This is a genomic window from Bacillus sp. LBG-1-113 (assembly GCF_020708615.1).
GTDB lineage: Bacteria > Bacillota > Bacilli > Bacillales > Bacillaceae > Bacillus > Bacillus mojavensis.
In genome coordinates this window covers 125,826-148,522 of sequence record NZ_JAJFDG010000002.1, presented here as the reverse complement: position 1 = coordinate 148,522, position 22,697 = coordinate 125,826, and the positions used below count along the sequence as shown (strand labels likewise).

Sequence of the window (22,697 nt, the reverse complement as noted above, 5' to 3'; positions counted from 1 at the left end):
ATATATGTCTATTCATGATATATGTTGATACTTTGTTTTTTGGGAGGTAATCTATGAAAAGAATTAGGTTTGGATTAGCCACGCAAATATTCGTTGGACTTATTCTAGGTGTTATTGCTGGCGTTATTTGGTACGGCAACCCAGCACTGCCTACTTATCTGCAGCCAATCGGGGATCTCTTTTTACGCTTAATCAAAATGATAGTGATTCCTATTGTTGTCTCCAGTTTAATCATCGGTGTAGCCGGAGCCGGAAATGGAAAGCAAGTTGGTAAATTAGGCTTCAGAACAATTCTGTACTTTGAGATTATTACGACCTTTGCCATCATTCTCGGACTAGCCCTTGCAAACATCTTCCACCCGGGTACAGGAGTTAATATACACGAAGCTCAAAAAACAGACATCAGTCAATATGTTGAAACAGAAAAAGAACAAAGCAATAAATCAGTGGCAGAAACATTCCTGCACATTGTGCCGACAAACTTCTTCCAATCCTTGGTCGAAGGGGATCTTCTTGCCATCATCTTCTTTACCGTACTATTTGCGTTGGGAATTTCCGCAATCGGTGAAAGAGGCAAGCCAGTATTAGCCTTTTTTGAAGGCGTTTCCCATTCGATGTTCCATGTGGTAAATCTTGTGATGAAAGTAGCGCCGTTCGGGGTTTTCGCTCTAATCGGAGTTACTGTTTCTAAATTCGGACTCGGTTCTCTTCTATCTCTCGGAAAGCTTGTTGGATTGGTATATGTCGCGCTTGCTTTCTTCTTAATCGTCGTTTTTGGGATTGTCGGAAAAATTGCCGGCATCAGCATCTTCAAATTCCTAGCTTATATGAAGGACGAAATTTTATTGGCGTTCAGTACGTCCAGCTCTGAAACCGTTCTTCCGCGCATCATGGAAAAAATGGAGAAAATCGGCTGTCCGAAAGGTATTGTATCTTTCGTTATCCCGATTGGATATACGTTTAACTTAGACGGCTCCGTTCTCTATCAGTCTATTGCCGCGCTGTTTCTGGCACAGGTATACGGCATTGATTTAACGATTTGGCACCAAATTACGCTTGTATTAGTTTTGATGGTGACATCTAAAGGAATGGCTGCCGTTCCGGGAACTTCTTTTGTCGTTTTGCTTGCAACACTGGGCACGATCGGTGTTCCGGCAGAAGGACTTGCCTTTATTGCCGGTGTAGACCGTATTATGGACATGGCACGTACAGTTGTAAACTTGACTGGTAACGCACTTGCTGCCGTTGTCATGTCTAAATGGGAAGGCATGTTTAATCCTGCAAAAGCAGAAGCTGTCATGACCCAATCTAAAGCAGATCAAAACGCAACCATTTCCGGTTAATCAAAAAGCCTGCGGGGTTCTTATCGCCCCGCAGGCTTTTTTTAATCTTGAACTAGCTCAAACAGCTCTGTAATTAAAACGGTCTCCTCATTCAGCTCCATTTCGCCGTTTTTGATCAGCTCCGCCCATGCTCTCCAATGGTCCTCCTGAAATTCATCAATTCGGTCTCCGTTGCCCTCGCCTTTGACTAATCTCATATCAGGCGCTCCAAAGGTCGTTTCAAACACATCTGTCACTTTTATATTGCATCTCGGGTTATCATGTTTATCATAAACGGTTACAAGCTGTCCCGCTGTTTGATATACCTCACTCAGTTCATCATTTGTATATAACGACTTTGGCGCGCAGGTGGCCGTTTTTTCTCCAGCAAGGATTTGCTGGATCAGCTGTTCTCCAAGACCTTCATCGCCTTCCCAGCCAAAAGTGCTTTTCAGTTCATAGATTTTCATTTATTTTCTCCCTCTTATACCATCGGTGATTGCACATAATAATACAGAAGCTTCGCTGTATGGCGGAGGGAAGACTTATGCGTGCGCTCAAAAGCGTGCGAAGCGTCAATTCCCGGCCCGATCAGGCCGTGCACGATATCGTGACCTGATTTGATCGCTGCTGAGGCGTCCGACCCGTAATATGGATAAATATCAAGCTTATAGTCAATATGATGCTTTTCAGCTAAATCGACCAAATGCTTTCTCAGCTGATAATGATACGGACCGCTCGAATCCTTCACGCAAATCGAAACCGAATATTCGTCTGTCGCCTGCCCGTCGCCGATAGCGCCCATATCCACCGCCAAGTATTCAACAGTTTCAGCAGGAATATTGGAGTTTCCGCCGTATCCGATTTCTTCATTATTAGAAATCAAAAAATGAGTCGTATACGGCAGTTCAATGTCTTCTGTTTGAATTTGATGAATTAAGCGAAGCAACAAGGCCACACTTGCTTTGTCATCTAAATGGCGTGATTTAATGAATCCGCTTGATGTAATCTCGACACGGGGATCAAACGAAACAAAATCTCCGACGCCAATGCCAAGCTCTTCCGTATCCTTACGGCAGTGCACAGGCTCATCCAGGCGGATTTCCATATTCTCTTGATTGCGCTCCGCTTTTCCCGCGTCTTTGTACACGTGAACAGACGTTTGGTGCATTAAAATGGTCCCCGTATACGTTTTACCCGAGGCCGTTTCAATTTGGCAATACTCCCCTTCAATCGAGTTGTAGCGGAAACCGCCGATCAAATCAATTTTCAGCCGGCCGTCTGGCTTAATTTCTTTCACCATTGCGCCCAGAGTGTCAACGTGCGCCGTCAGCATTCTGTGACGGGATGTATCGCGGCCCGGAAGTGTGGCAATCAAACCACCCTTATGGTTCAGAACCGTTTCGACCTTCCATTCTTTTAAAAGGTGTTCAACGTATTTGATCACCTCATATGTATTCCCTGTCGGACTTGGGATAGACACAAGTTCTTTAATCAGCTCCATCGTTTTCCGAACGGACGTCATCGGACATTCCTCCTTTTATTTTCTATTTAAAATATACTCTTTTCCTGATAGACCCGTCCAATCTTTTCCTATCAATCTAGCATATGCTGTAGAGAGCATGGGAAGAGGAGGGATATCTATGTGCTGTCGTCATTCACATGAACGGAAACATCATTGTAATTTTTGGTTTGATGATTTTTGGTTCTTTGACGAGTGGTTCGATAAAGATTTCCACGACCATTGCAAGAAAGAGAAAGAATGCCATGACCCTTGCGAGAAAAAAAAGAAAAAGAAAAGAAATTGCTCTTGCAAAAAACGCTGCCACTCTTGCTGTCATTGCTAAGGACTGAATCAGAAATATTCTGATACCCCATGCCTAAACGAATATTTCATTCATATTTTTCCAAGCGGGCTGTTACTGCTGCTTGGATTTTTTATTGAAACAGCCTTTTTGCCTTTACAATCCAAACCACTGATGCCGCGGCTATCACAGCAACGATGAGTTCAACAGCCGCCGCATGTTCTATCACTCCTTTTTGGTATAAAACAGCCGGTACATTAAACAGCCCGTGTAAGAGTATCGAATACAGCAAAAACAGCGGCCGGCGGCTTTTAACCGCATACAGCACAAATAGTGACAGACCGATTTGAACAGAGATGGCGCTGATTCTTTCCATTCCGCCGAGCAGCCATTCATACGAAGGTGTATTCAGCAGCTGCGCCTGAATCGGCATAAGTGCCTGCTTCACATCTTGATGAATCAAAAGCTGTTCAAAAGTGCCGCTATTGATCGCAAAAGCGTACACGATAAGCGTAATGCTGGACAAGCCGGTTATTAGGATCGCCTCCAGACCGCCGTGGCCCGCTCCGAAGGCCAGACCGTCCGCCCAAGAAAGACGGCGCTTCATAAAGAAACGCATCATGATATACCTTCCGCACTCCTCAAAAATCCCGGCCATCAAGCATCCGTAAAGGGCATACCAGACTGGATGCTTCATCAGTTCTTTCGTCGTTTCATTCATTTGCAGCACATAAACATGAACGCCGCCCTCCAACAGCTGAGCAAAGACAAAAAACGTAAGAGCGCCAATAAAAAACACCTTAATCGGAGCATGATACTTTCGCCTAAACCATATCATCAGTCCGATCGGCAACAAAAACGCAATAACCCCGGAAATAATCATAGAGGCTATCGCTCCTTGACTGACCATTTTTTTCCTCCTTTTCTGGTTTTCTACTGACAGTTTCTCTTTTTTTATCAAAAATCCTCTTTTTAGTACCAGATACTAATATCTAGTGTTATAATCTGATAATAAAAGGAGTTGTGTTATTATGTCAAAAGCAAACATTACAGCAATCGGCACCTATGCGCCGACCCGGCGTTTAACCAATGCGGATCTGGAAAAAATCGTAGATACGTCTGATGAATGGATTGTTCAGCGCACAGGAATGAGAGAACGGCGGATTGCCGATGAGCAGCAGTTCACTTCAGACTTATGCATTGAAGCAGTCAAAGATCTCGAGAGCCGTTACGAAGGAACACTTGAAGATGTGGATATGATTCTCGTCGCCACAACAACAGCAGATTATGCCTTTCCGAGTACGGCTTGCCGGGTGCAGGAATATTTCGGCTGGGAGAACACCGGCGCGTTAGATATCAATGCGACATGCGCAGGACTGACATACGGTCTCCATGTGGCAAACGGATTGATTACATCCGGGCTTCATCAAAAAATTCTCGTCATCGCCGGAGAAACATTGTCAAAAGTGACTGATTATACAGATCGAACGACATGCGTTCTGTTCGGCGATGCTGCGGGCGCACTATTGGTTGAACGAACTGAAGAGGCACCGGGATTCCTCGCCTCCGTCCAAGGAACATATGGAAAAGGTGCAGATATTTTGTATCGGGCAGGACTGCGGAGCGAACTCAACGGCATGCCGCTTGCGGATTCCGGGAAAATGGTCCAAAACGGACGCGAAGTGTATAAGTGGGCCGCAAGAACCATTCCCCGTGAATTTGAACATCTTTTACACAAAGCAGGGCTCAGCCGTGATGATCTTGATTGGTTTGTTCCCCACAGCGCCAACTTGCGCATGATCGAATCGATTTGTGAAAAAACACCGTTTCCGATTGAACAAACACTCACCAGTGTCGAATACTACGGAAATACATCCTCAGTCTCTATTGTTTTGGCCCTTGATCTGGCAGTGAAAGCCGGGAAGCTGAAAAAAGACCAGACCCTGATGCTTTTCGGATTTGGCGGAGGATTAACGTATACCGGACTTCTGATTAAATGGGGATGTTAAATCAAAAAAGACCTTGTTTCCTGAGAAACAAGGTCTTTTTCATTAGGAAGCCGGCTGTTCTTCTGAAGTGTCTTCCTTCCGGCTTAAGATCGTAAAGTAGGTAATGCTCAGCGCAATCATGACAAGAGCAATGCCGATTAAGACACCGGCCATCTGCCACATGTAGCCGAAATCTCCGTTTGAAATCACTGCTCTGAACCCGTTTATGCTGTAGGTCATCGGCAGCGCGCCATGGATCACCTGATAGAAATGCGGAAGCAATTCTAATGGAAAGGTTCCTCCGCTGGCCCCGAGCTGCAGCACTAAGATAATGACTGCAATAAACCGTCCCGGATTGCCCATCGTCGTGGCCAAAAATTGAATCATTGCAAGGAAAGCGAGACTCGTAATGATCGTAAACACGTAAAATCTCCATGTGCTCTCCACCTCGAGACCGATTCCGAGAAGAAGAACTGTCGCCACAATCAGCGATTGAATGATTCCCACCAGCATCATGACATTAAATTTACTGAAGAACCACTCAAATCCGTTTCTCGGACGGCCTGATGCTTCTTTCAGCGGGAATACGACTGTCAGCATAATGCCGCCGACATACAAGCCCATTGATAGGATATAAGGCGTCAGCCCTGTTCCGTAGTTAGGGACGGAATGAATCGCGTCGTCATTGGTTTTCACCGGATCTGCAAACATACCGTATGTTTCATCATCAGCGCTGATATCCCCTGTTTGATCAGCCGCATCATTCAGCTTATTAGACAGCTGTCCTGTGCCGTCCAGAAGCTTGCCTAAACCTGTATCAAGCGATTCAGATCCCTCAGCGAGTTTTGATGATCCATTTTGAATTTGTTTAGAACCGTCTAACAGTTTCAGTAAGCCGCCTGACACTTGGCTGCCGCCTGTCACCAATTGTTCTGAGCCTGCTTTTGCTTTACCAAACTGTTTATTGTATTCTCCAATACCGGCTGTCAGTTTATTTTGGCTATCTGTGATCTGCTGTGAACCGTTGTATATCTTCTCGGTTCCTTCAGTTAATTTGTCAATTGCATCCTGCGTCGCTTTTGCACCGTTATAAAGCTTGGATGTAGCTTCCGGCATTGCTTTCAGCTGTGCCGCCTGCTCTTTTACATCTTCAAGAGAGGCTTTAATCGTTGAAATGTCAGGAAGCTGATCCACTGAAGGGAGCCGGCTTATGATTTGGTCAAAATCAGGCGCATCCACTTGTGGTAGCTTCTTCTCAACAGAATGAATCAGCTGGCTTTTTTGCTCCGCTGTTAAGAACTCGCTTGAATTGATCAGATTTTCAAATGCCTGATCACGGTTTTTTAAGCTATTTTCAAACTCTGTCAGCTGCTTTTTAAATTCGTTCATCGCAGTTTCAGATTTTTCAAGGTTGCTGACAGCTGTTTCAAGCTGTGTCAAATCGACTGCGTTTATGACCTTCTCTGCTTTTTCTACTTTCTGAGAAGCCTCTGCGGCCTTTGTATTAAGCTGATCCAGCCCGTTTGTAATCTTTGGAAATCCCTGCTGCAATGTCTGCTGGCCGGCAAGAAGTTCATTCAGCTTGCCTGTCAGCTCACTTGACCCCGCGGCAATTTTTCCTGAATTTTCATAAATGGTATTGCTGCTGTCCTGGAATTTGCCGAGCGAGCTGTCAAGCGATTGAATGCCGCTTGTTACTTTAGCTGCCCCTGCTGCAAGCTGAGCCGTTTTGTCGCTGATTGTCGCAGTGCTTTCTGTCAGCTTCTCCAGGTTTTCTTTCAGCTTAGCGCTTCCGTTTTTTGCATCCTTGGTGCCGTCATCAATTTTTTTCGCTCCGCTGCTCGCGTCGCTGAGGCCTTTGGCAATATCTTTAAAGTTATCAAAAATCACTTTCGTATATTGCTCGGTCACTTCTTTAGAAACAGAAGCTTTCAGTTTATCAATCGCTTTTTCGCCGATCGTTGCCCCTACATAGTTTGAACCGGCATTCGTATGGTATTTCAAATCCAGTTTTTTCGGATTTTTGTCCATTACAGTGCTGGCGTTTTTAGAGAAGTCTTCTGGAATCTCGACTACTAAATAGTATTTTTGATTTAATAAGTCCTTTAATGATTGGTCGAGATCATTGGAAAAATGCCAGTCAAAGCTTTTATTATCCTTTAATTCTTTTACCAGATCATCACCGATTTGAAGCTTTTCTCCCTCATATGTCGTTCCTTTGTCCTGGTTAACGACAACGACAGGCAGCTGGTCAACTGTGCCGTACGGGTCCCAATAAGCCTTTAAGAAAACACCGCTGTAAATAAGCGGGACAAACAAAATGGCGATGATGGGAATCAATAATTTTTTACTCGTTACGATGTCTTTCCATTGACTTCGTATTGTGTTCATCCTGATGCCTCCATTCTAAAACTGACTCATCATGAAAAATGGTCATTTTCTTGTAAAGAGAAAGGATTATCTAGTTGGCTGACAATCCTTTGACAACATACAACTCAAGCAGTTCCGCAATCGTTTCTTTATCAAGCGGAGGATGCTGTTTTTCCCAATCAAAAATGAGCGCGATATAAAGCTTCAACATGACAAAAGCCGTCAGCTCAGGATCACATGGCTTGATATCTCCGTTTTCGACACCCTCTTCTATCTTATTTTTAATATAAGAAAGAATGGAACGCTCCATTTTCTGAATCACGTCCTGAACTGCCATTGTACCAATCTCAGCATTTTCTTGAAAAATTTTAATCGTCAGCTGATGTGTTTTCCTGAATTCCAGAATGGCAAACAGCGCCCTGTGGACATTTTCATGGAACGGGAGATCAGGCTCCATCGCTTCGTCGGCTTTTTGCTTCATTTCTCTCAATAACGTAGAGAAAATATCGTCAAACAGCTCTTCTTTATTTTTGAAAAACGTATAGATGGTTCCTTTTCCCACGTTCGCAAGCTTCGCCACCAAATCCATTGTCGTCGCTTTATAGCCAAACTGTGTGAAAGACTTTGTGGCAGCCTCCAAAATGAGCTTTTTTCGATCTATTGACATTTATATCACCTCAAAACTGACCATTTGAACATTTTAGTCAATAAGTACATATGCAAATGTATCATACCATGCTGAACAATTCAAACATTTTTTACACAATATTGCCATCACCTAGACACAAAAAACCTCCGTACCGGTACGGAGGTTTAGTCGAATAAATATTTCAGCGTATCTGACACAGCTGCTTTTCCTTGATCGATACAGTCCGGAATTCCAACACCCTCGAAAGATGCCCCAGTCATGTAAACACCAGGATAGGAGGAAGCCAGCGCTTCTCGGAGCTCATTGATACGCCGTTTATGGCCGACATGGTATTGAGGCATGCTTTCATGCCAGCGTGTGACACATGTCATTTCCGGCTCGCCGTTGATTTTCATTACTTTCTTTAAGTCTTCCAGCACAATGTTGATAATGTCGTTATCTGAGAGGTCGACGATGGATTCGTCTCCGGCCTTTCCGACATATGCCCGAAGCAGTGTTTTGCCTTCCGGCGCTGCGTGCGGCCATTTTTTGTTCGTCCACGTACAAGCTGTGATCGCGAAATCACTGTTCCTTGAAATGACAAAGCCCGTGCCCTCATGCTCCATCTGGACGGTACCTTCCGGAAAGCCTAAGGCGACATTCGCCACAGATGTGGAATGCATGTTTTTCAGGTTTGCAACAGCCGGCAAATCGGAAAGCATTCCCGCGGCAGCTTTATGCGGTGCTGTTACAATCACTGATTCGGCATCAAGGGATACGCCGTTATCAAGATCAAGCGAGTAGCCCGTGCCCTCTCGGCTAATGTTGGTAACCTTTGTGCCTTTGTATACCTTTGTCAGCTTTAATTGATTTTCAATCTCTTCGACAAGCGTCTGCAGGCCTGTTGTCAGCGTCTGAAACTGCCCTTGTTTTTTGGCTGTCAGCTGCTGGCCGGAGCCTTGAGGTCTTGTTTTTTTCATCCCCAGGATCAGGCTTCTGTGCTTTTGTTCCGTCTGATAGAATTGCGGGAATGTTGACATCAGGCTGAGTTTGTCGATATCACCTGCATAGATGCCTGACAAAAGCGGCTCGATTAAATTCTCGACAACTTCATCCCCGACACGTCTGCGGAAAAATTCACCCAGTGACTGATCCTCTTTTGATTTACTTGCGGGCAGGATAAAATCCATGGCAGCTCTCGCCTTCCCTGACAGAGAAAACAGCCCCGTTGACACGAACGGCGCGATTTTGGTTGGTATTCCCATTACAGCTCCCTTCGGCATCGGATGCAAAGTGCGGTTGACAAGCACGTAGGATTGTCCAGTCGCATTGTTCACAAGCAGATGGTCAAGACCTAAGTCTTTGACAAGCTGCGGAGCGCTTTTTTTTCGTTCCAGGAATGAGTCAGGCCCTCTTTCGATGATATAGCCTTCCTTCTTGACAGTCTGGATTTTTCCGCCTACTCTCGGGCTTGCCTCAATAAGCGTCAGCTCAAGCGGCAAATTTTTGTCTCTGATTTCTTTTTCCATGTAGAAAGCGGCGGCTAAACCGGTAATGCCGCCGCCGATGATGACTACATGCTTTTTGCCGTCACTCATGTTCATCGCCTTCTTTAACGTCCTAATTTTTTCATAACGACTGTTGCTAAAGCATCAATAAATGCCGGTTTAGCGTTCGGCATTTCCGGCCGGTAATAGCTGGCGCCGATATCGTCAGTCACCACTTTGCACTCATAATCGTTGTCATAAAGCACTTCTAAATGGTCCGCGACAAATCCGACAGGCACATATACGAATGCTTGATAGCCTTTTTGTTCAAATAAATCACGTGTCAGATCTTGCACGTCAGGTCCAAGCCACGGATCAGGCGTGTTGCCTTCACTTTGCCAGCCGACAGCGTATTCAGATACGCCTGCTCCTTCAGCGATCAACTTCGCGGATTCATGAAGCTGATCCGGGTACGGGTCTCCGTACTCTTTTATTTTTTCCGGGAGGCTGTGCGCGGAAACAATGAGCATCGCGTTTTCTCTTTCTTCCTTTGGCATTGACGCATACGTGTCCTTCACTTGGTCAACCCAATATTTCACAAACTTCGGCTCATCGTACCAGCTTTCAACAGACGTAATTGTTAACCCGCCGAGTTTTTCAGCCTCTTCTTTCGCACGTTTGTTGTAGGACTGCACGCTGAATGTGGAGAAGTGCGGTGCCAATACAAGGCTGACCGCCTCTGTAATTCCGTCCTTATGCATCTCTGCCACAGCGTCTTCAATAAACGGCTCGATATGCTTCAGCCCGATATACACTTTAAACGTAATCTCATCCTGAATCTCGTTTAAGTGCTGTTCAAGTTTATAAGCCTGTTCCTCTGTGATTTTGGCAAGCGGCGAAATGCCCCCGATTGCTTCATATCTGTCTTTCAGATCCTGAAGCATTTCAGGCTCAGGCTTTCTGCCTCTTCTGATATGTGTATAATAACGCTCTATATCTTCTTCTTTGTAAGGCGTGCCGTACGCCATAATGAGAAGCCCCATTTTCTTTTTACCCACTGTTTACACCCTCTTTAGATGATCTATCACAAAACAATTTTGACAGGCTTTTATCCTGATACCAAAAAATATGCTCAGGAGTATAGGCCTATTTTCTTTGATTGAGAATATTCATGTACAAATGCAGTCAGCTTTTTCAGCACTTCCGGACTGACATCAGGAAATACGCCGTGCCCGAGGTTAAAAATGAAGCTATCCGATTGTAAGCCTTGATCAAGAATTTCTTTCGTTCTCTTCTCGATCACTTCCCACGGAGCAAGCAAAATGGACGGGTCCAGGTTGCCTTGCACTGTTTTGGTGATGCCTTTTGATCTGGCTTCATCAATGCTAAGCCTCCAATCGAGCCCGACAACATCGAGAGGCAGGTCATGCCAATCCGTTGCTAAATGGCTGGCACCTACACCAAACATGATAAGCGGCACATTTTCCGACGCCAGCTCAGAAAAAATCCGGTTCATCACTGGTTTGATGTACGTTCTGTAATCCGCTTGATTCAGCGCGCCAACCCATGAATCAAAGATTTGAATGGCTTTTGCGCCCGCCTTTATTTGCGCTTTCGCATACACGATAATCATGTCGGCAAGCTTTGTCATCAGCAGGTTCCAGGCATCCGGCATGCTGTACATAAAGGCTTTTGTTTTATTGTAGTTTTTCGAAGGCCCGCCTTCGATCATATAGCTGGCAAGCGTAAAAGGCGCACCAGAGAAACCGATTAGCGGGACGTCAAGCTGTTCATTGACAAGCAGTTTGATCGTTTCGAGCACGTACGGCACGTCCTGTTCCGGCTCAAGCTTTCCGAGCTTTTCAATGTCCTGCAGAGAACGAATCGGCTGATCAATCACCGGCCCGATTCCATTTTTAATTTCAACATCCACACCGATCGACGGAAGCGGCGTCATAATATCTTTATAAAGGATTGCAGCATCGACTCCGTATTGCTCGACCGGAAGCCTTGTGACGTACGCACACAATTCGGGCTGATGTGTAATTTCGAACAATCCGTATTTTTCCTTCAGCTTACGGTACTCCGGCTGTGAGCGCCCGGCTTGTCTCATGTACCAAACAGGCGTGTGATCCGCTTTTTCTCCCCGCGCAGCTTTTAAAAACGTCTCGTTAAACGTTTCTCGTTTCCTCATTTGATTTCCACCTTTCATACTGCAACCATACGTTCGTGTTCCTTGACCATTACACTATACCTCGTTTTGGGCAAATGGTATAGAAATCCGGCCCAAAGTTCAAAAAATCGCCGAATTCCATTAAGAGGAAAACAACTTCGGCTGAACGTAATCGGTTCCTTCTCCTTCTTTTTTTGTCTGTGTATTATAAGGCACCACTTTATAGGAAGCACCCGAAAACAAATTGGCATATGGGATCTCATAGCTTCCCTTTCCTTCAACAGAATCAAGAAGCGTATCCTTGCCGTCCTTATTTACATAAATTCTGTATACTGCCCGATCATCCTCTTGCGCATCCCATTTTAATTCAATCGTAAACAGCCCCGCTGCCCTAAATGTATAGTCAGCCGTCAGCGTTTTGACAGGCTCAAGCTCAATAGGGCTTTCAAGTTCTTTTACTTTTTTAGGCTTCGTAAACGCAGAACCCGTTTCGCCAGCCTGTGTCAAAATATCCTTAAACATTCTGGTCGGATATGCGCTTCCGCCTTTTAAGTAATGGTTGTGATCTGTTTTGTCATAGCCCATCCAGACAGCACCCGTTATGTTCGGCGTATAGCCTGCAAACCAGGCATCCTTTGTGGCGCCGGAAACGCCAGTATATGAGGTAGAACCGGTTTTCCCGGCAAGATCGCCGTGATAGGTGCCGGACGTTGCCGTTCCCTTCTTAACCACCTGCTGAAGCATTCTCGTCATGTTCCAAGACGTTTGTTTGCTGAATACTCGTTTTCCTTCTTCTTTATGATCGGCTATTGTTTCCCCGTCCTCATCTGTTATGTTTGAAATAAAGTACGGCTCGGTGTATGTTCCATTTGCGGCAAACGTATGAAAAGCGCCGGCAAGCTGGAGGGGCGACACGCCTTTTTCTAAACCGCCGAGAGCTAGAGCAAGCCCCTCATCCGGTATATCAATACCGTTTGACTTTAAATAAGATTTTCCCGTTTCCACACCGATCTCATTCAGCGTCCACACTGCCGGCGCGTTTTTGCTGTAAGTGATGGCATCCGACATCGTGACTTCCCCTTCATAACGCCCGTCATAGTTTTTTGGTGTATAGTCTCCGTAGGATTGTAATTCATCCTTTAACAGAGAGTACGGCTTAAATTTCTTTTCCTGCATCGCCGGTCCGTATACAGCCAGCGGCTTAAACGTTGATCCCGGCTGGCGCACAGCTGTCACACGATTATATCCTTTAGCCGTGTAATCTCTTCCGCCGATCGCCGCTTCCACACCGCCCGTTTTATTGTTGATAAAAACTGCGCTTCCTTCCGCATCTTGATCTGTTCCGGGATAATAGCTGCCTTCCTTCATGACTTGATAAGCCGTTTTTTGCAGTTTTGAATCAAGCGGCACCTTAATCGTGTACCCGCCTTGAAGCAGCTGCTCTCCGGAAATGGAATACTTATCCTCCGCTTCTTCGATCACAAGGTCAATATAGCTGTCAAACCAAGGTGTTTTTGACTGTTTCTTCACGTTCAGCCCGAGCGTCCTCCCCTGCGCACTGACAGCCTCTTTCGCACTGATATAGCCTTGGTCATTCATCATCCCGAGAATCGTATCCCGCCGCTCCTTACTTTTATCAGGATGCAAAACAGGAGAATACGTAGAAGGCGCCTTCGGAATAGCAGCCAAGACCGCGCCTTCGGATACGCTTAGATCTTTAACTTCCTTATTAAAATAATAGTGGGACGCAGCTTGAATGCCATAAACCCCGTGTCCGAAGTATAGCTGGTTCAGATACATTTCCAGCAGCTTGTCCTTGCTGTAGTCCCGTTCAAGGTTGATCGCTATGATCACTTCTTTCGTTTTTCTTAAAAACGTTTTGTCATGTGTCAGAAAGATATTTTTGGCAAGCTGCTGGGTGATCGTGCTCCCGCCTTCTACTTTTCCTCCTGCTAATATATCGCGGTACACCGCTCTTCCAACAGATTTCACATCGATACCGTGGTGTTCGTAAAACCTCTTATCTTCCACTGCGATAAACGCTTCTCTGACCTCTTTCGGAATTTCATTAATAGAGACCGGTTCACGATTCTCTGTATACAAACTTGCGACCTCATCCCCGTTTTGGTCAACAATTTTTGAAGATGCGTGAAGGACCAGTTTCTTTTCATCTATGACATAATGACCGAGAAAAATGATTGAAATATATCCTATTAATGCGAGAAAAGCAGTTAACACTAAAATAATGATGGGAATGAAAAGTTTCTTTTTCTTTATCTTAAACATGAACTCACCTCGCCTTTCTAAAGGTAGTATGGGAAAAATTGTTTTGATTTATGTTTGAAGCAGTCGCCAATAGAAACTTATACCATTGTTTTGATATACTAGCAAGCAGGAGGTGGCTGATATGAAGGTATATATTACATATGGGACAGCCGATTTTTTGAAAAACATCGTGCAAAAACATTCCTCGGAAAATATGCTTTTGATGCAGGGACAGGAAAATGCGATTTTAATTCACGAAACAAACGGAGAAACGGTTTTTCAGGCCCCCCATTCTTATGAAGTCATTGACCAAGTCGGGGACATGAAGCATCCCGGTTTCGCAGTATTGAACAATATAGCCGTCACACAGGAAGGGCGGCCGCTGTTTGAAAACAGATTTAAAAACAGAGCGGGAAAAGTCGAAAACGAGCCCGGTTTTGAAGCCATTCGTGTCCTGCGTCCCCTTGACAGCGATACGTACGTCATTCTCACCTTGTGGGAAACAGAAAGAGCCTTCCAAGACTGGCAGCAGTCAGGCTCATACAAAGAAGCCCACAAAAAACGCGGCACGTCTGCCGGAGTTGACACAACGTCCATCTTCTCCCGGCCTTCGTATGTCACCACATATGTTGCTGTCGAATAGCTGCCGGAATGTCCGGCAGTTTTTTTTATGGCGAAAGGGAGGGAAGTGAGATGAAATATATTTGCCCAGTCTGCGGGTTTAAAGGGCTGACAGAACCGGCATATGATAACCGAGGGAATCACTCCTATGAAATCTGCTTGTGCTGCGGCTTCCAATTCGGATTCGACGATTATGAAATGATGAGTGAGGACGGCTCTTACTTAGAACCTTCGGAAAGCATAACCGCCTACCGAAAAAAATGGCTTGCTGCCGGTGCCAGCATCAGCAGCAGGCTAAAAAGGGATTGAAGCATGAGTTGGTCGAGCAGCTAAAACATATCCATGTTGATCTGAAGTAATATCTGCTATCGGATACCTTCTGTCCCAGCACCTTCCGCCCGCCTATGAATAATCTGTAGGAAGCGGAAGGAGTGATCAATGATGGAAATCGGGATTATGTCTGTTCATGTTCTTTATGTGTTTTTTATTGGAGCAATCATTCTTTTTATGCTGCTGCGAAAAGATACAACCTTTATATCGTTATTTGGGATTTTCATCATTTCGTTATGGGCCAGCCATTCGCTTTCAGCTTCGGTCAGCAGTTTATTCCACAGCTTCATCTACGCGGCATCTGAGCTGCTGCCTACGATTTTCATTATCTGTTTTATCGTATCTATGAGTGATGTGTTAACGAAAACAGGGATAAATGAAGCGATGATTTCTCCCTTTGTACGACTAGTTAAAGGACCTGTGATGGCATACTGGCTGATAGGCGGACTGATGTTTGCCATCTCTCTTTTCTTCTGGCCTTCGCCGGGTGTCGCTTTAATCGGCGCCGTTCTGCTTCCGGCAGCCGCCCGTGCCGGCCTGCCGCCTATCGCTGCCGCCATGGCAATGAATTTATTCGGGCACGGCTTTGCCCTTTCAGGAGACTTTGTCATTCAAGCAGCGCCAAAACTGACAGCTGATGCAGCAGGCATCCCTGTTGGTGATGTCGTCTCAGCAAGCATTCCGCTCGTTCTGATTATGGGCGTGACTACAACAACTGCCGCTTTCTTTATGATTCAGCGTGAACGCAAAAAACAAATGCGGCCCGCTTCTTTTTCCCCGATGATGTCAGCTGAACATGACACTTCAATGTATTTGCCGAAACGGCTTCGGTCTTTGCTGGCTCTTTTGATTCCTCTTGTATTTGCAGCTGATATCGCCTGTATGGTCATATTCAACCTTCAAGGAAATGATGCAACCGCGTTAATTGGCGGATCATCCATTTGCATCCTGCTGATCGTCAATTTCCTTGTGTATAAACAGAAAGGGCTTGAAAAAATTACTGGATATTTTATTGAGGGGTTTCAATTCGGCTTTAAGGTTTTCGGTCCCGTTATCCCGATTGCCGCTTTCTTTTATCTTGGTGATTCCGGCTATGAGAGCATATTGGGTACTGAACTTCCTAAACATTCACACGGCATTGTCAATGATCTCGGCATCGCCCTATCCCACGCGATGCCTATGTCCAAAGAGCTTGCGGCCGCAGCTTTGACTGCCGCTGGAGCCGTAACCGGACTCGACGGTTCAGGATTTTCAGGCATTTCCCTCGCCGGCTCTATCGCCAAGCTTTTTTCATCTGCTCTCCATGCTGATCCAGCCGTCCTGACTGCACTCGGGCAAATATCAGCCATCTGGGTGGGCGGCGGTACGCTTATTCCATGGGCGCTCATTCCCGCTGCAGCCATTTGCAAGGTCGATCCATTCGAGCTTGCCAGAAAGAACTTCCTCCCCGTTGTCATCGGGCTTTCGGTGACAACCATTGCAGCGATGATCATGCTTTGAAACACAACCAGTTGAAATATTCAGACTTTTTCTATACAATCATGGAAAAGCTTAGAAAAGGGGGAAGCGGCTTTGTCCATCAACACGCTGCAAAAAGAGATAAACAAACAGCTCGACAGCTGTTTCAATGAAATGGTGGAAATCAGGCGCCATTTCCATATGTACCCTGAACTTTCCAATCAGGAAGAAAAAACGGCCGCTTTTATTGCTTCCTATTACGAATCGTTAGGAGTCCCGATCCGCACCAAAGTCGGCGGCAATGGGGTTCTGGCTTATATTGAAGGCAGCGAACCCGGTCCTGCTGTCGCATTGCGGGCCGATTTTGACGCCCTTCCCATCCAAGATGAAAAAGATGTTCCTTACGCTTCCAAAGTGCCCGGTGTCATGCACGCATGCGGCCACGACGGCCATACAGCGGCTCTGCTTGCCGTTGGAAAGGTGCTTTATCAGAACAGGCATGATCTCAAAGGAACGTTTATTATGATCCACCAGCACGCTGAAGAGTACGCGCCAGGAGGTGCAAAACCGATGATTGAGGACGGCTGTCTTGAAAACGCAGACGTCATATTCGGTACCCATCTTTGGGCGACTGAGCCGATTGGAACCATTCTCTGCCGCTCCGGCGCCGTAATGGCCGCAGCTGACAGATTTACAATCAGCATTCACGGAAAGGGCGGCCATGGCGCTCACCCCCATGATACAAAAGACGCCGTCCTGATCGGCTCGCAAATCGTTTCCTCGCTGCAGCATATTGTCAGCCGCAAAGTCAATCCGATTCACTCCGCCGTCATATCGACAGGCTCTTTTATGGCTGATAATCCCTTTAATGTGATTGCAGACCATGCAACACTCATTGGCACAGCCCGTTCGTTTAATGACAATGTCCGCGACATTCTGGAAAAAGAAATTGAAGCCGTTGTAAAAGGAGTGTGCAGCATGCACGGCGCTTCCTATGACTACAACTACGAACGCGGATACCCAGCGGTAGTCAATCACCCCGCGGAGACGGACCACCTGGTAAACGTCGCAAAAAACACAGACGGCGTTCATCAGGTTCTTAAAGGTGAACCGCAAATGGGCGGCGAAGATTTTTCTTATTACTTACAGCATGTCAAAGGAACCTTTTTCTTTACCGGAGCCGCTCCTGAACAGCCTGAGCGTATCTATTCCCACCACCATCCGAAATTTGATATCAATGAAAAAGCGATGCTGACTGCTGCCAAAGTGCTTGCAGGGGCTGCAATCACTTATCATTTATCATAAAAAAACAGCCGGAGTTTTACTCTCCGGCTGTTTTCTTTAATATTCTTAGATGAAAAACGTGTCTTGCTGTATCTCCAAGCTGAGCAAGCAGTTTATAATTGGCAATTCCGCCGACTGCGGCCCCTACCCCTGGTAAAAGCTGAAAAAGCTTGACGACATCAATATAATCGCGATACTCCTGCTGAAATACTCTCCAGTCAATATCCTTTTTCTCCATCTCCCAGTTTTCAATGACAGAAAAAAGCGATTTGCGGCAGTCATCACTCGAAAAAGCAAGCTGAAATACAAGCAGCAAAAACATCCTTTCTTCTGCATTCTTCACTTCAAAGCCGTATATTGAGGACAAAGTGAATAAACATTTCATCTTAATGGAGAGCAGCAGCGGGAAATCAGCAATACCTAAAAAGATGCCGCCCGCCCCGGTGCCGACTCCTTCAGCAGCCGCCACTTTTTGATAAGAAGCGATCGTTTTTTTGGCAAGCTCGTTTTTTTCACTGAGTGAAAGTGTGCTTGTATCCTTCTTATAGGTAATGATATTAGATCCCGCCATTGTGGCTTCCACCATTTTTTTCACGCTTTCAGTTACCGCTGCATGAATTTTTTCAGGTATCCGTTCATTCACCTTTGTTTGCACACGCTTTGAGAAGCGCTCAAACATGGAATCCTTTCGCAAGAAATGCATTTTCCATTGAAGAGCTTCCTGCATCAGCAGATTCTCGCTCATTTGACCTACCCCTTTTTTCAGCTCACAGCTTCCCGTGTTTTTTTAATCTGGCGGTCATGTAGGACGGCAGAACAACAAAGATCAAGACGGCAGAGCCGATCAGCGCGTACAGAAAACCTGCAGCGCCCGCAGCATAGGCAGAGGCCGCTGCCATGAGCAGAGCCTGCACGCTAAGCGCAGCTTTTAATAGAGAGAAATAGCTTTTCAGCTTCGCTTCCTTTTTGACAGGATATAGCTCTTGAAGCGCCAGATGGTCAAAGTGGCCAAATAGCGGCAGAAACTGAATACCTGTGATAAAGACGGTAAACACAGTCAAAATCCCTGCGATCATCGGGCTTGCAGAGGCATACATAATGATCAGCGCAAAAATAACGGTTAATCTGACTTGAATGCCTAAGTAATCACTTGAACGAAAAAACGCGCGGGCAAACATGTAAGCAAACGTTTTACGCTGTTCAAACGGCACAAACCGCAGCAAAAAGTCGAGATACGCTCTCCGTTTCGCTTGTTTCTTTAAATGCGGCACATCCGTAAACAGGTTGGCAATCCGGTAAAAACGCTGCTTGCGTCTCAACTCGTATTCAATATGGCTCTCCCATTTGAATGTTTTTCCTTTTGCAGCGGAAGACACATAAAGATAAAGAGCCGCCATAATGATATAAATTACAAGCGCATACACATAAACCGATTGAAAAACAAAATACAGGACGACTGTATTAGCGGCAAAACGAATGACAAGATTCATCTGTTTCATGCTTCGGTCATTTTGAAACGTCATACGCCATTCTATGGCCTGATTCCACGCTTTCAGCAGCAGAAGCTGTACAAATACCGCCGCATACGACACGAGCGAGGCCCTCGGCGTGACAGCGAAATAAAGCGGCATTGCTACGAGGCTCAGTGCAATCAGCGGAAACAGCTGGGACACATAGCTGTAAACAAACGCCTGTCTCAAATACGGCTCCATCTTAGCCTCAAGCGGCAATAAGAAGACAAGGTCAGCCTCCTTTAAAAGCGTCCGCACATAAGACCCTGTCAGAACGAGTGAAAACAGCACGGCCATCACCCAAAAGGACGGAAAGTGGGCGGGAATGTCCCGTACCCATTTGCTGTACCAGCTCGCGGCACCTGCGATAAAAAAGATCAAAACGATAACGAGGTGATCGTTGAGCATATATTTCATGTACCTTCTTGTTTCTTTGATATGCTCCTGCAGCCGTGACTGCCAAATATCCAGCATGTTATTCATGGCCAGCGTCTTCCTTTGTGAGCTCTAGATACAAATCATCCAGCGCCGCGTCCTTCATTCCAAACTGCTCTCTGAGCTCTGACAGCGTGCCGCGCGCCCGCACTTCGCCGTTATGTAAGATGATAAACGAATCACAGTAGCGCTCCGCCGTTGCTAGGATGTGTGTTGACATCAGCACGCTCGCTCCGCTTTTCTTGGCTTCATTCATCCGCTCAAGCAGCGCATTGATTGCCAGCGGATCAAGTCCCAGAAATGGCTCATCAATGATGTAGAGCGCAGGCTCTGCCAAAAACGCACACATGATCATGACCTTCTGCTTCATCCCTTTAGAAAAATGAGCCGGGAACCACTTCAGCCTCTTTTCCATTCGGAATTCCTTTAACAGCGGAGGCAATCTTTTTTCCATCGTTTCTTTTGAAAGGCCGTAGGCCATCGCCGTCAATTCAAGGTGCTCCATCAGCGTCAGCTCTTCATATAAAACGGGAGTCTCAGGAATATAAGTGAATTGGGACCGATAGCCTTCCCGATCCTCGGCAAAGGTTTTTCCATTTAACTCAATAGATCCTTTGTGCGGGTCCATCAGCCCGATGATATGTCTGATTGTTGTACTTTTACCTGCACCATTTAAACCGATTAAACCGACAATTTGGTTCGGCTCAAGGCTAAATGACACGTTTTTCAAAACCGGATTTCTCGTATAACCGCCGGTTAAATCTTTTACCGATAGCAGAGACATAGTTTCTCCCCTTATATTGTTTTTCTTCATAGTACCAAAACAAAGCCTGATTTGAAACAATTCCCTTTTAACAAATGATGAATTTGCTGTCATAAAGAGACAGGTTCCTGGACATTATAATTGTTGTAGAGGAAAAAGCATATCAACTGAAAAATGAGGTGTTTGTCAAAGACGTCTTAGGCACAGTTGGATAGAAAATAAACATGTCCTATGCTCAAACCTTTTCTCCATTCACTGAATTGATAAATCTTCAATTTTGAAGCTGACTGTCAAATGAGGTGTTTATCGCAGGAATCGTTAGGCATTAAACAAGTCTTCATTTTATTGACAAATGAGGTGCTTACCAAAGGCATATCACATTTTCTTCATAAAGCTGATTCCTCTGCATTCAGGATGAACGCTCCGCCGTTCATCCTGTTTTCTATTTTCTGCATTTCTGTGGTACGATGAGTTTATACATAAAAACACAATTTCATAAGGAGGAACCCTCATGCATAGTGCAGAGAATTGTATCTTTTGTAAAATTATCGCCGGCGAAATTCCGTCAGCAAAGGTTTATGAAGATGAACATGTGCTGGCATTTCTCGATATCAGCCAAGTGACGAAAGGCCACACCCTCGTTATCCCAAAAACACATATTGAAAATGTTTACGAATTCACAGACGAATTAGCGAAACAGTATTTTCACGCCGTTCCGAAAATTGCCCGCGCCATCAGGGATGAATTTGAACCGATCGGCTTAAATACGTTAAACAACAACGGCGAAAAAGCAGGACAATCTGTTTTCCATTACCACATGCATATTATCCCGCGCTACGGAAAAGGCGACGGATTCGGAGCAGTGTGGAAAACACATGCAGATGATTACAAACCGGAAGATCTGCAAGACATTTCTTCATCCATTGCGAAACGCTTAGCCTCATCATAAAGATGAGGTTTTTTTATTGTGAACAATTCGCAATTTCTTTTGATAATTCTAAATTTTTATCAAAAAAACTGAATTTTTGTGATAGGATAATTGTATTATTTGTTACATTAACGTGGAAAACAGGGAGAGATCATGATGGAACGTACAACGAATTTTAACGCAGGTCCTGCAGCGCTGCCATTAGAAGTTCTGCAAACAGCACAGAAAGAGTTTATTGATTTTAATGAATCCGGCATGTCCGTTATGGAGCTTTCCCACCGCAGCAAAGAATATGAAGCGGTGCATCAAAAAGCGAAAAGCTTGCTGATTGAACTGATGGGCATCCCGGATGACTATGACATTCTGTTTCTTCAAGGCGGGGCGAGCCTTCAATTCTCAATGCTTCCGATGAACTTTTTAACACCTGAAAAAACCGCTCATTTTGTGATGACAGGCGCTTGGTCTGAAAAAGCGCTCGCTGAAGCGAAACTGTTCGGAAACACATCTGTGACGGCGACAAGCGAATCAGACAATTACAGCTACATTCCCGAGGTTGACCTTACAGATGTAAAAGACGGCGCATATTTACATATTACGTCTAACAATACGATTTTCGGCACACAGTGGCAGGAATTCCCGAGTTCTCCTATTCCTCTCGTCGCTGACATGTCCAGCGATATTTTAAGCAGAAAAATCGATGTATCCAAATTTGACGTCATTTACGGCGGTGCCCAAAAAAACCTTGGTCCTTCTGGTGTTACCGTTGTCGTCATGAAAAAATCATGGCTGCAAAATGAAAATGCCAACGTTCCGAAAATCCTTAAATATTCAACACATGTCAAAGCGGATTCTCTTTACAACACTCCGCCCACATTTGCCATTTATATGCTGAGCCTCGTCCTTGAGTGGCTGAAGAAAAACGGCGGAGTTGAAGCTGCTGAACAGCGCAACGAACAAAAAGCACAGCTTCTTTACAGCTGCATTGACGAGAGCAATGGCTTCTATAAAGGCCATGCCAGAAAAGACAGCCGTTCACGCATGAACGTTACCTTTACGCTCCGTGATGACAGTTTAACGAAAAAGTTCGTCCAGGAGGCGAAAGAAGCAAAAATGGTAGGCCTTGGCGGACACCGTTCAGTAGGAGGCTGCCGTGCTTCCATTTATAATGCGGTGTCACTGGAAGACTGTGAAACATTAACTGCTTTCATGAAGAAATTCCAGCAGGAAAATGAGTAAAAAGTCTGGCTGTGCAAACCGTTCGTTTGGTATACTGTTTGCATAACAAATTCTTTAAGCCTTCGCAATAAATGATGAGCATATTATTGGAGG

The 22,697-nt window shown here is 45.3% G+C and carries 20 protein-coding genes and 1 pseudogene; 9 read left to right on the top strand and 12 right to left on the bottom strand.

Annotated elements, in window-relative coordinates; translation table 11 throughout:
- Positions 1-53 precede the first annotated feature (53 nt).
- The gene (gltT, locus tag LJF29_RS06830) at positions 54-1,343 is read left to right on the top strand and encodes a glutamate/proton symporter GltT (protein WP_229147730.1); all 1,290 of its coding nucleotides are present in this window, start codon (positions 54-56) and stop codon (positions 1,341-1,343) included.
- Between the two features lie 41 nt (positions 1,344-1,384).
- On the opposite strand, the gene LJF29_RS06825 is transcribed toward gltT, so the two are convergent.
- Together LJF29_RS06825 and LJF29_RS06820 are read right to left on the bottom strand one after the other, a co-directional pair.
- Entirely contained in the window at positions 1,385-1,792 is a 408-nt protein-coding gene (locus tag LJF29_RS06825; protein ID WP_229147722.1) for an ASCH domain-containing protein, read from the bottom strand.
- A gap of 14 nt (positions 1,793-1,806) precedes the next feature.
- Positions 1,807-2,847 carry a M42 family metallopeptidase gene (locus LJF29_RS06820; protein ID WP_229147721.1) on the bottom strand — a complete coding sequence of 347 codons (1,041 nt, stop codon included), beginning with the start codon at positions 2,845-2,847 and terminating at the stop codon, positions 1,807-1,809.
- Between the two features lie 137 nt (positions 2,848-2,984).
- Between LJF29_RS06820 and LJF29_RS21280 the strand changes: the two genes are divergently transcribed.
- A complete protein-coding gene (locus LJF29_RS21280; RefSeq protein WP_420709688.1) occupies positions 2,985-3,176 on the top strand; it encodes a hypothetical protein in 192 nt (63 codons plus the stop codon).
- A gap of 84 nt (positions 3,177-3,260) precedes the next feature.
- On the opposite strand, the gene LJF29_RS06810 is transcribed toward LJF29_RS21280, so the two are convergent.
- Positions 3,261-4,037 carry a YhfC family intramembrane metalloprotease gene (locus LJF29_RS06810; RefSeq protein WP_229147717.1) on the bottom strand — a complete coding sequence of 259 codons (777 nt, stop codon included), beginning with the start codon at positions 4,035-4,037 and terminating at the stop codon, positions 3,261-3,263.
- Positions 4,038-4,158: 121 nt separating this feature from the next.
- Between LJF29_RS06810 and fabHB the strand changes: the two genes are divergently transcribed.
- Entirely contained in the window at positions 4,159-5,136 is a 978-nt protein-coding gene (fabHB, locus tag LJF29_RS06805; RefSeq protein ID WP_229147711.1) for a beta-ketoacyl-ACP synthase III FabHB, read from the top strand.
- Positions 5,137-5,178: 42 nt separating this feature from the next.
- On the opposite strand, the gene LJF29_RS06800 is transcribed toward fabHB, so the two are convergent.
- From LJF29_RS06800 to LJF29_RS06775, 6 genes are all read right to left on the bottom strand, one after another.
- Positions 5,179-7,506, bottom strand: a complete 2,328-nt coding sequence (locus LJF29_RS06800) for a YhgE/Pip domain-containing protein (RefSeq protein WP_229147710.1) — start codon at positions 7,504-7,506, stop codon at positions 5,179-5,181.
- 70 nt (positions 7,507-7,576) lie between these two features.
- On the bottom strand, positions 7,577-8,152 hold the full coding sequence (locus LJF29_RS06795) for a TetR/AcrR family transcriptional regulator (RefSeq protein ID WP_229147708.1): 576 nt from the start codon (positions 8,150-8,152) through the stop codon (positions 7,577-7,579).
- A 146-nt stretch (positions 8,153-8,298) separates the two neighbouring features.
- Positions 8,299-9,711, bottom strand: coding sequence for a protoporphyrinogen oxidase (gene hemY / locus LJF29_RS06790; RefSeq protein WP_168747333.1), 1,413 nt, complete (start codon positions 9,709-9,711; stop codon positions 8,299-8,301).
- 14 nt (positions 9,712-9,725) lie between these two features.
- Complete coding sequence (gene hemH, locus LJF29_RS06785) at positions 9,726-10,658, bottom strand: ferrochelatase (protein ID WP_229147706.1); 933 nt, start codon at positions 10,656-10,658, stop codon at positions 9,726-9,728.
- Between the two features lie 74 nt (positions 10,659-10,732).
- On the bottom strand, positions 10,733-11,794 hold the full coding sequence (gene hemE, locus LJF29_RS06780) for a uroporphyrinogen decarboxylase (protein ID WP_010333608.1): 1,062 nt from the start codon (positions 11,792-11,794) through the stop codon (positions 10,733-10,735).
- Positions 11,795-11,914: 120 nt separating this feature from the next.
- Positions 11,915-14,059 (bottom strand): transglycosylase domain-containing protein, encoded by a 2,145-nt coding sequence (locus LJF29_RS06775; protein WP_229147705.1) that lies wholly within the window; start codon positions 14,057-14,059, stop codon positions 11,915-11,917.
- A 121-nt stretch (positions 14,060-14,180) separates the two neighbouring features.
- Between LJF29_RS06775 and hmoB the strand changes: the two genes are divergently transcribed.
- The 4 genes and pseudogenes from hmoB (at position 14,181) to LJF29_RS06755 (ending at position 17,752) form a co-directional block, all read left to right on the top strand.
- On the top strand, positions 14,181-14,681 hold the full coding sequence (hmoB, locus tag LJF29_RS06770; protein ID WP_044156545.1) for a heme-degrading oxygenase HmoB: 501 nt from the start codon (positions 14,181-14,183) through the stop codon (positions 14,679-14,681).
- A 50-nt stretch (positions 14,682-14,731) separates the two neighbouring features.
- Positions 14,732-15,018 (top strand): annotated as a pseudogene (locus LJF29_RS06765) (hypothetical protein).
- 79 nt (positions 15,019-15,097) lie between these two features.
- Positions 15,098-16,489, top strand: a complete 1,392-nt coding sequence (locus LJF29_RS06760; protein ID WP_229147702.1) for a hypothetical protein — start codon at positions 15,098-15,100, stop codon at positions 16,487-16,489.
- Between the two features lie 72 nt (positions 16,490-16,561).
- The gene (locus LJF29_RS06755) at positions 16,562-17,752 is read left to right on the top strand and encodes a M20 family metallopeptidase (protein WP_010333602.1); all 1,191 of its coding nucleotides are present in this window, start codon (positions 16,562-16,564) and stop codon (positions 17,750-17,752) included.
- A gap of 16 nt (positions 17,753-17,768) precedes the next feature.
- Here LJF29_RS06755 and LJF29_RS06750 read toward each other — a convergent pair whose 3' ends face one another.
- Genes LJF29_RS06750 through ecsA form a run of 3 tightly spaced genes read right to left on the bottom strand, consistent with a single transcriptional unit; the run spans position 17,769 to position 20,461 of the window.
- Entirely contained in the window at positions 17,769-18,476 is a 708-nt protein-coding gene (locus tag LJF29_RS06750) for an EcsC family protein (RefSeq protein WP_229147700.1), read from the bottom strand.
- Between the two features lie 22 nt (positions 18,477-18,498).
- Positions 18,499-19,725, bottom strand: coding sequence for an ABC transporter permease (locus tag LJF29_RS06745; protein WP_229147698.1), 1,227 nt, complete (start codon positions 19,723-19,725; stop codon positions 18,499-18,501).
- Complete coding sequence (gene ecsA / locus LJF29_RS06740) at positions 19,718-20,461, bottom strand: ABC transporter ATP-binding protein EcsA (RefSeq protein WP_010333599.1); 744 nt, start codon at positions 20,459-20,461, stop codon at positions 19,718-19,720. The genes LJF29_RS06745 and ecsA overlap by 8 nt, the downstream gene beginning before the upstream one ends.
- Before the next feature lie 490 nt (positions 20,462-20,951).
- On the opposite strand from ecsA, the gene LJF29_RS06735 reads away from it, so the two are divergent.
- Together LJF29_RS06735 and serC are read left to right on the top strand one after the other, a co-directional pair.
- Positions 20,952-21,389 (top strand): HIT family protein, encoded by a 438-nt coding sequence (locus LJF29_RS06735; protein WP_003327743.1) that lies wholly within the window; start codon positions 20,952-20,954, stop codon positions 21,387-21,389.
- Positions 21,390-21,524: 135 nt separating this feature from the next.
- Entirely contained in the window at positions 21,525-22,604 is a 1,080-nt protein-coding gene (gene serC, locus LJF29_RS06730; RefSeq protein WP_168747327.1) for a 3-phosphoserine/phosphohydroxythreonine transaminase, read from the top strand.
- The last annotated feature ends 93 nt before the right edge of the window (positions 22,605-22,697 follow it).

Bases quoted from the DNA above. Each gene is read 5' to 3' on its own strand.
- gltT (WP_229147730.1), top strand. From the start codon at position 54: ATGAAAAGAATTAGGTTTGGATTAGCCACGCAAATATTCGTTGGACTT.
- LJF29_RS06825 (WP_229147722.1), bottom strand. From the start codon at position 1,792: ATGAAAATCTATGAACTGAAAAGCACTTTTGGCTGGGAAGGCGATGAA.
- LJF29_RS06820 (WP_229147721.1), bottom strand. From the start codon at position 2,847: ATGACGTCCGTTCGGAAAACGATGGAGCTGATTAAAGAACTTGTGTCT.
- LJF29_RS21280 (WP_420709688.1), top strand. From the start codon at position 2,985: ATGAACGGAAACATCATTGTAATTTTTGGTTTGATGATTTTTGGTTCT.
- LJF29_RS06810 (WP_229147717.1), bottom strand. From the start codon at position 4,037: ATGGTCAGTCAAGGAGCGATAGCCTCTATGATTATTTCCGGGGTTATT.
- fabHB (WP_229147711.1), top strand. From the start codon at position 4,159: ATGTCAAAAGCAAACATTACAGCAATCGGCACCTATGCGCCGACCCGG.
- LJF29_RS06800 (WP_229147710.1), bottom strand. From the start codon at position 7,506: ATGAACACAATACGAAGTCAATGGAAAGACATCGTAACGAGTAAAAAA.
- LJF29_RS06795 (WP_229147708.1), bottom strand. From the start codon at position 8,152: ATGTCAATAGATCGAAAAAAGCTCATTTTGGAGGCTGCCACAAAGTCT.
- hemY (WP_168747333.1), bottom strand. From the start codon at position 9,711: ATGAGTGACGGCAAAAAGCATGTAGTCATCATCGGCGGCGGCATTACC.
- hemE (WP_010333608.1), bottom strand. From the start codon at position 11,794: ATGAGGAAACGAGAAACGTTTAACGAGACGTTTTTAAAAGCTGCGCGG.
- LJF29_RS06775 (WP_229147705.1), bottom strand. From the start codon at position 14,059: ATGTTTAAGATAAAGAAAAAGAAACTTTTCATTCCCATCATTATTTTA.
- hmoB (WP_044156545.1), top strand. From the start codon at position 14,181: ATGAAGGTATATATTACATATGGGACAGCCGATTTTTTGAAAAACATC.
- LJF29_RS06760 (WP_229147702.1), top strand. From the start codon at position 15,098: ATGATGGAAATCGGGATTATGTCTGTTCATGTTCTTTATGTGTTTTTT.
- LJF29_RS06750 (WP_229147700.1), bottom strand. From the start codon at position 18,476: ATGAGCGAGAATCTGCTGATGCAGGAAGCTCTTCAATGGAAAATGCAT.
- LJF29_RS06745 (WP_229147698.1), bottom strand. From the start codon at position 19,725: ATGAATAACATGCTGGATATTTGGCAGTCACGGCTGCAGGAGCATATC.
- ecsA (WP_010333599.1), bottom strand. From the start codon at position 20,461: ATGTCTCTGCTATCGGTAAAAGATTTAACCGGCGGTTATACGAGAAAT.
- LJF29_RS06735 (WP_003327743.1), top strand. From the start codon at position 20,952: ATGCATAGTGCAGAGAATTGTATCTTTTGTAAAATTATCGCCGGCGAA.
- serC (WP_168747327.1), top strand. From the start codon at position 21,525: ATGGAACGTACAACGAATTTTAACGCAGGTCCTGCAGCGCTGCCATTA.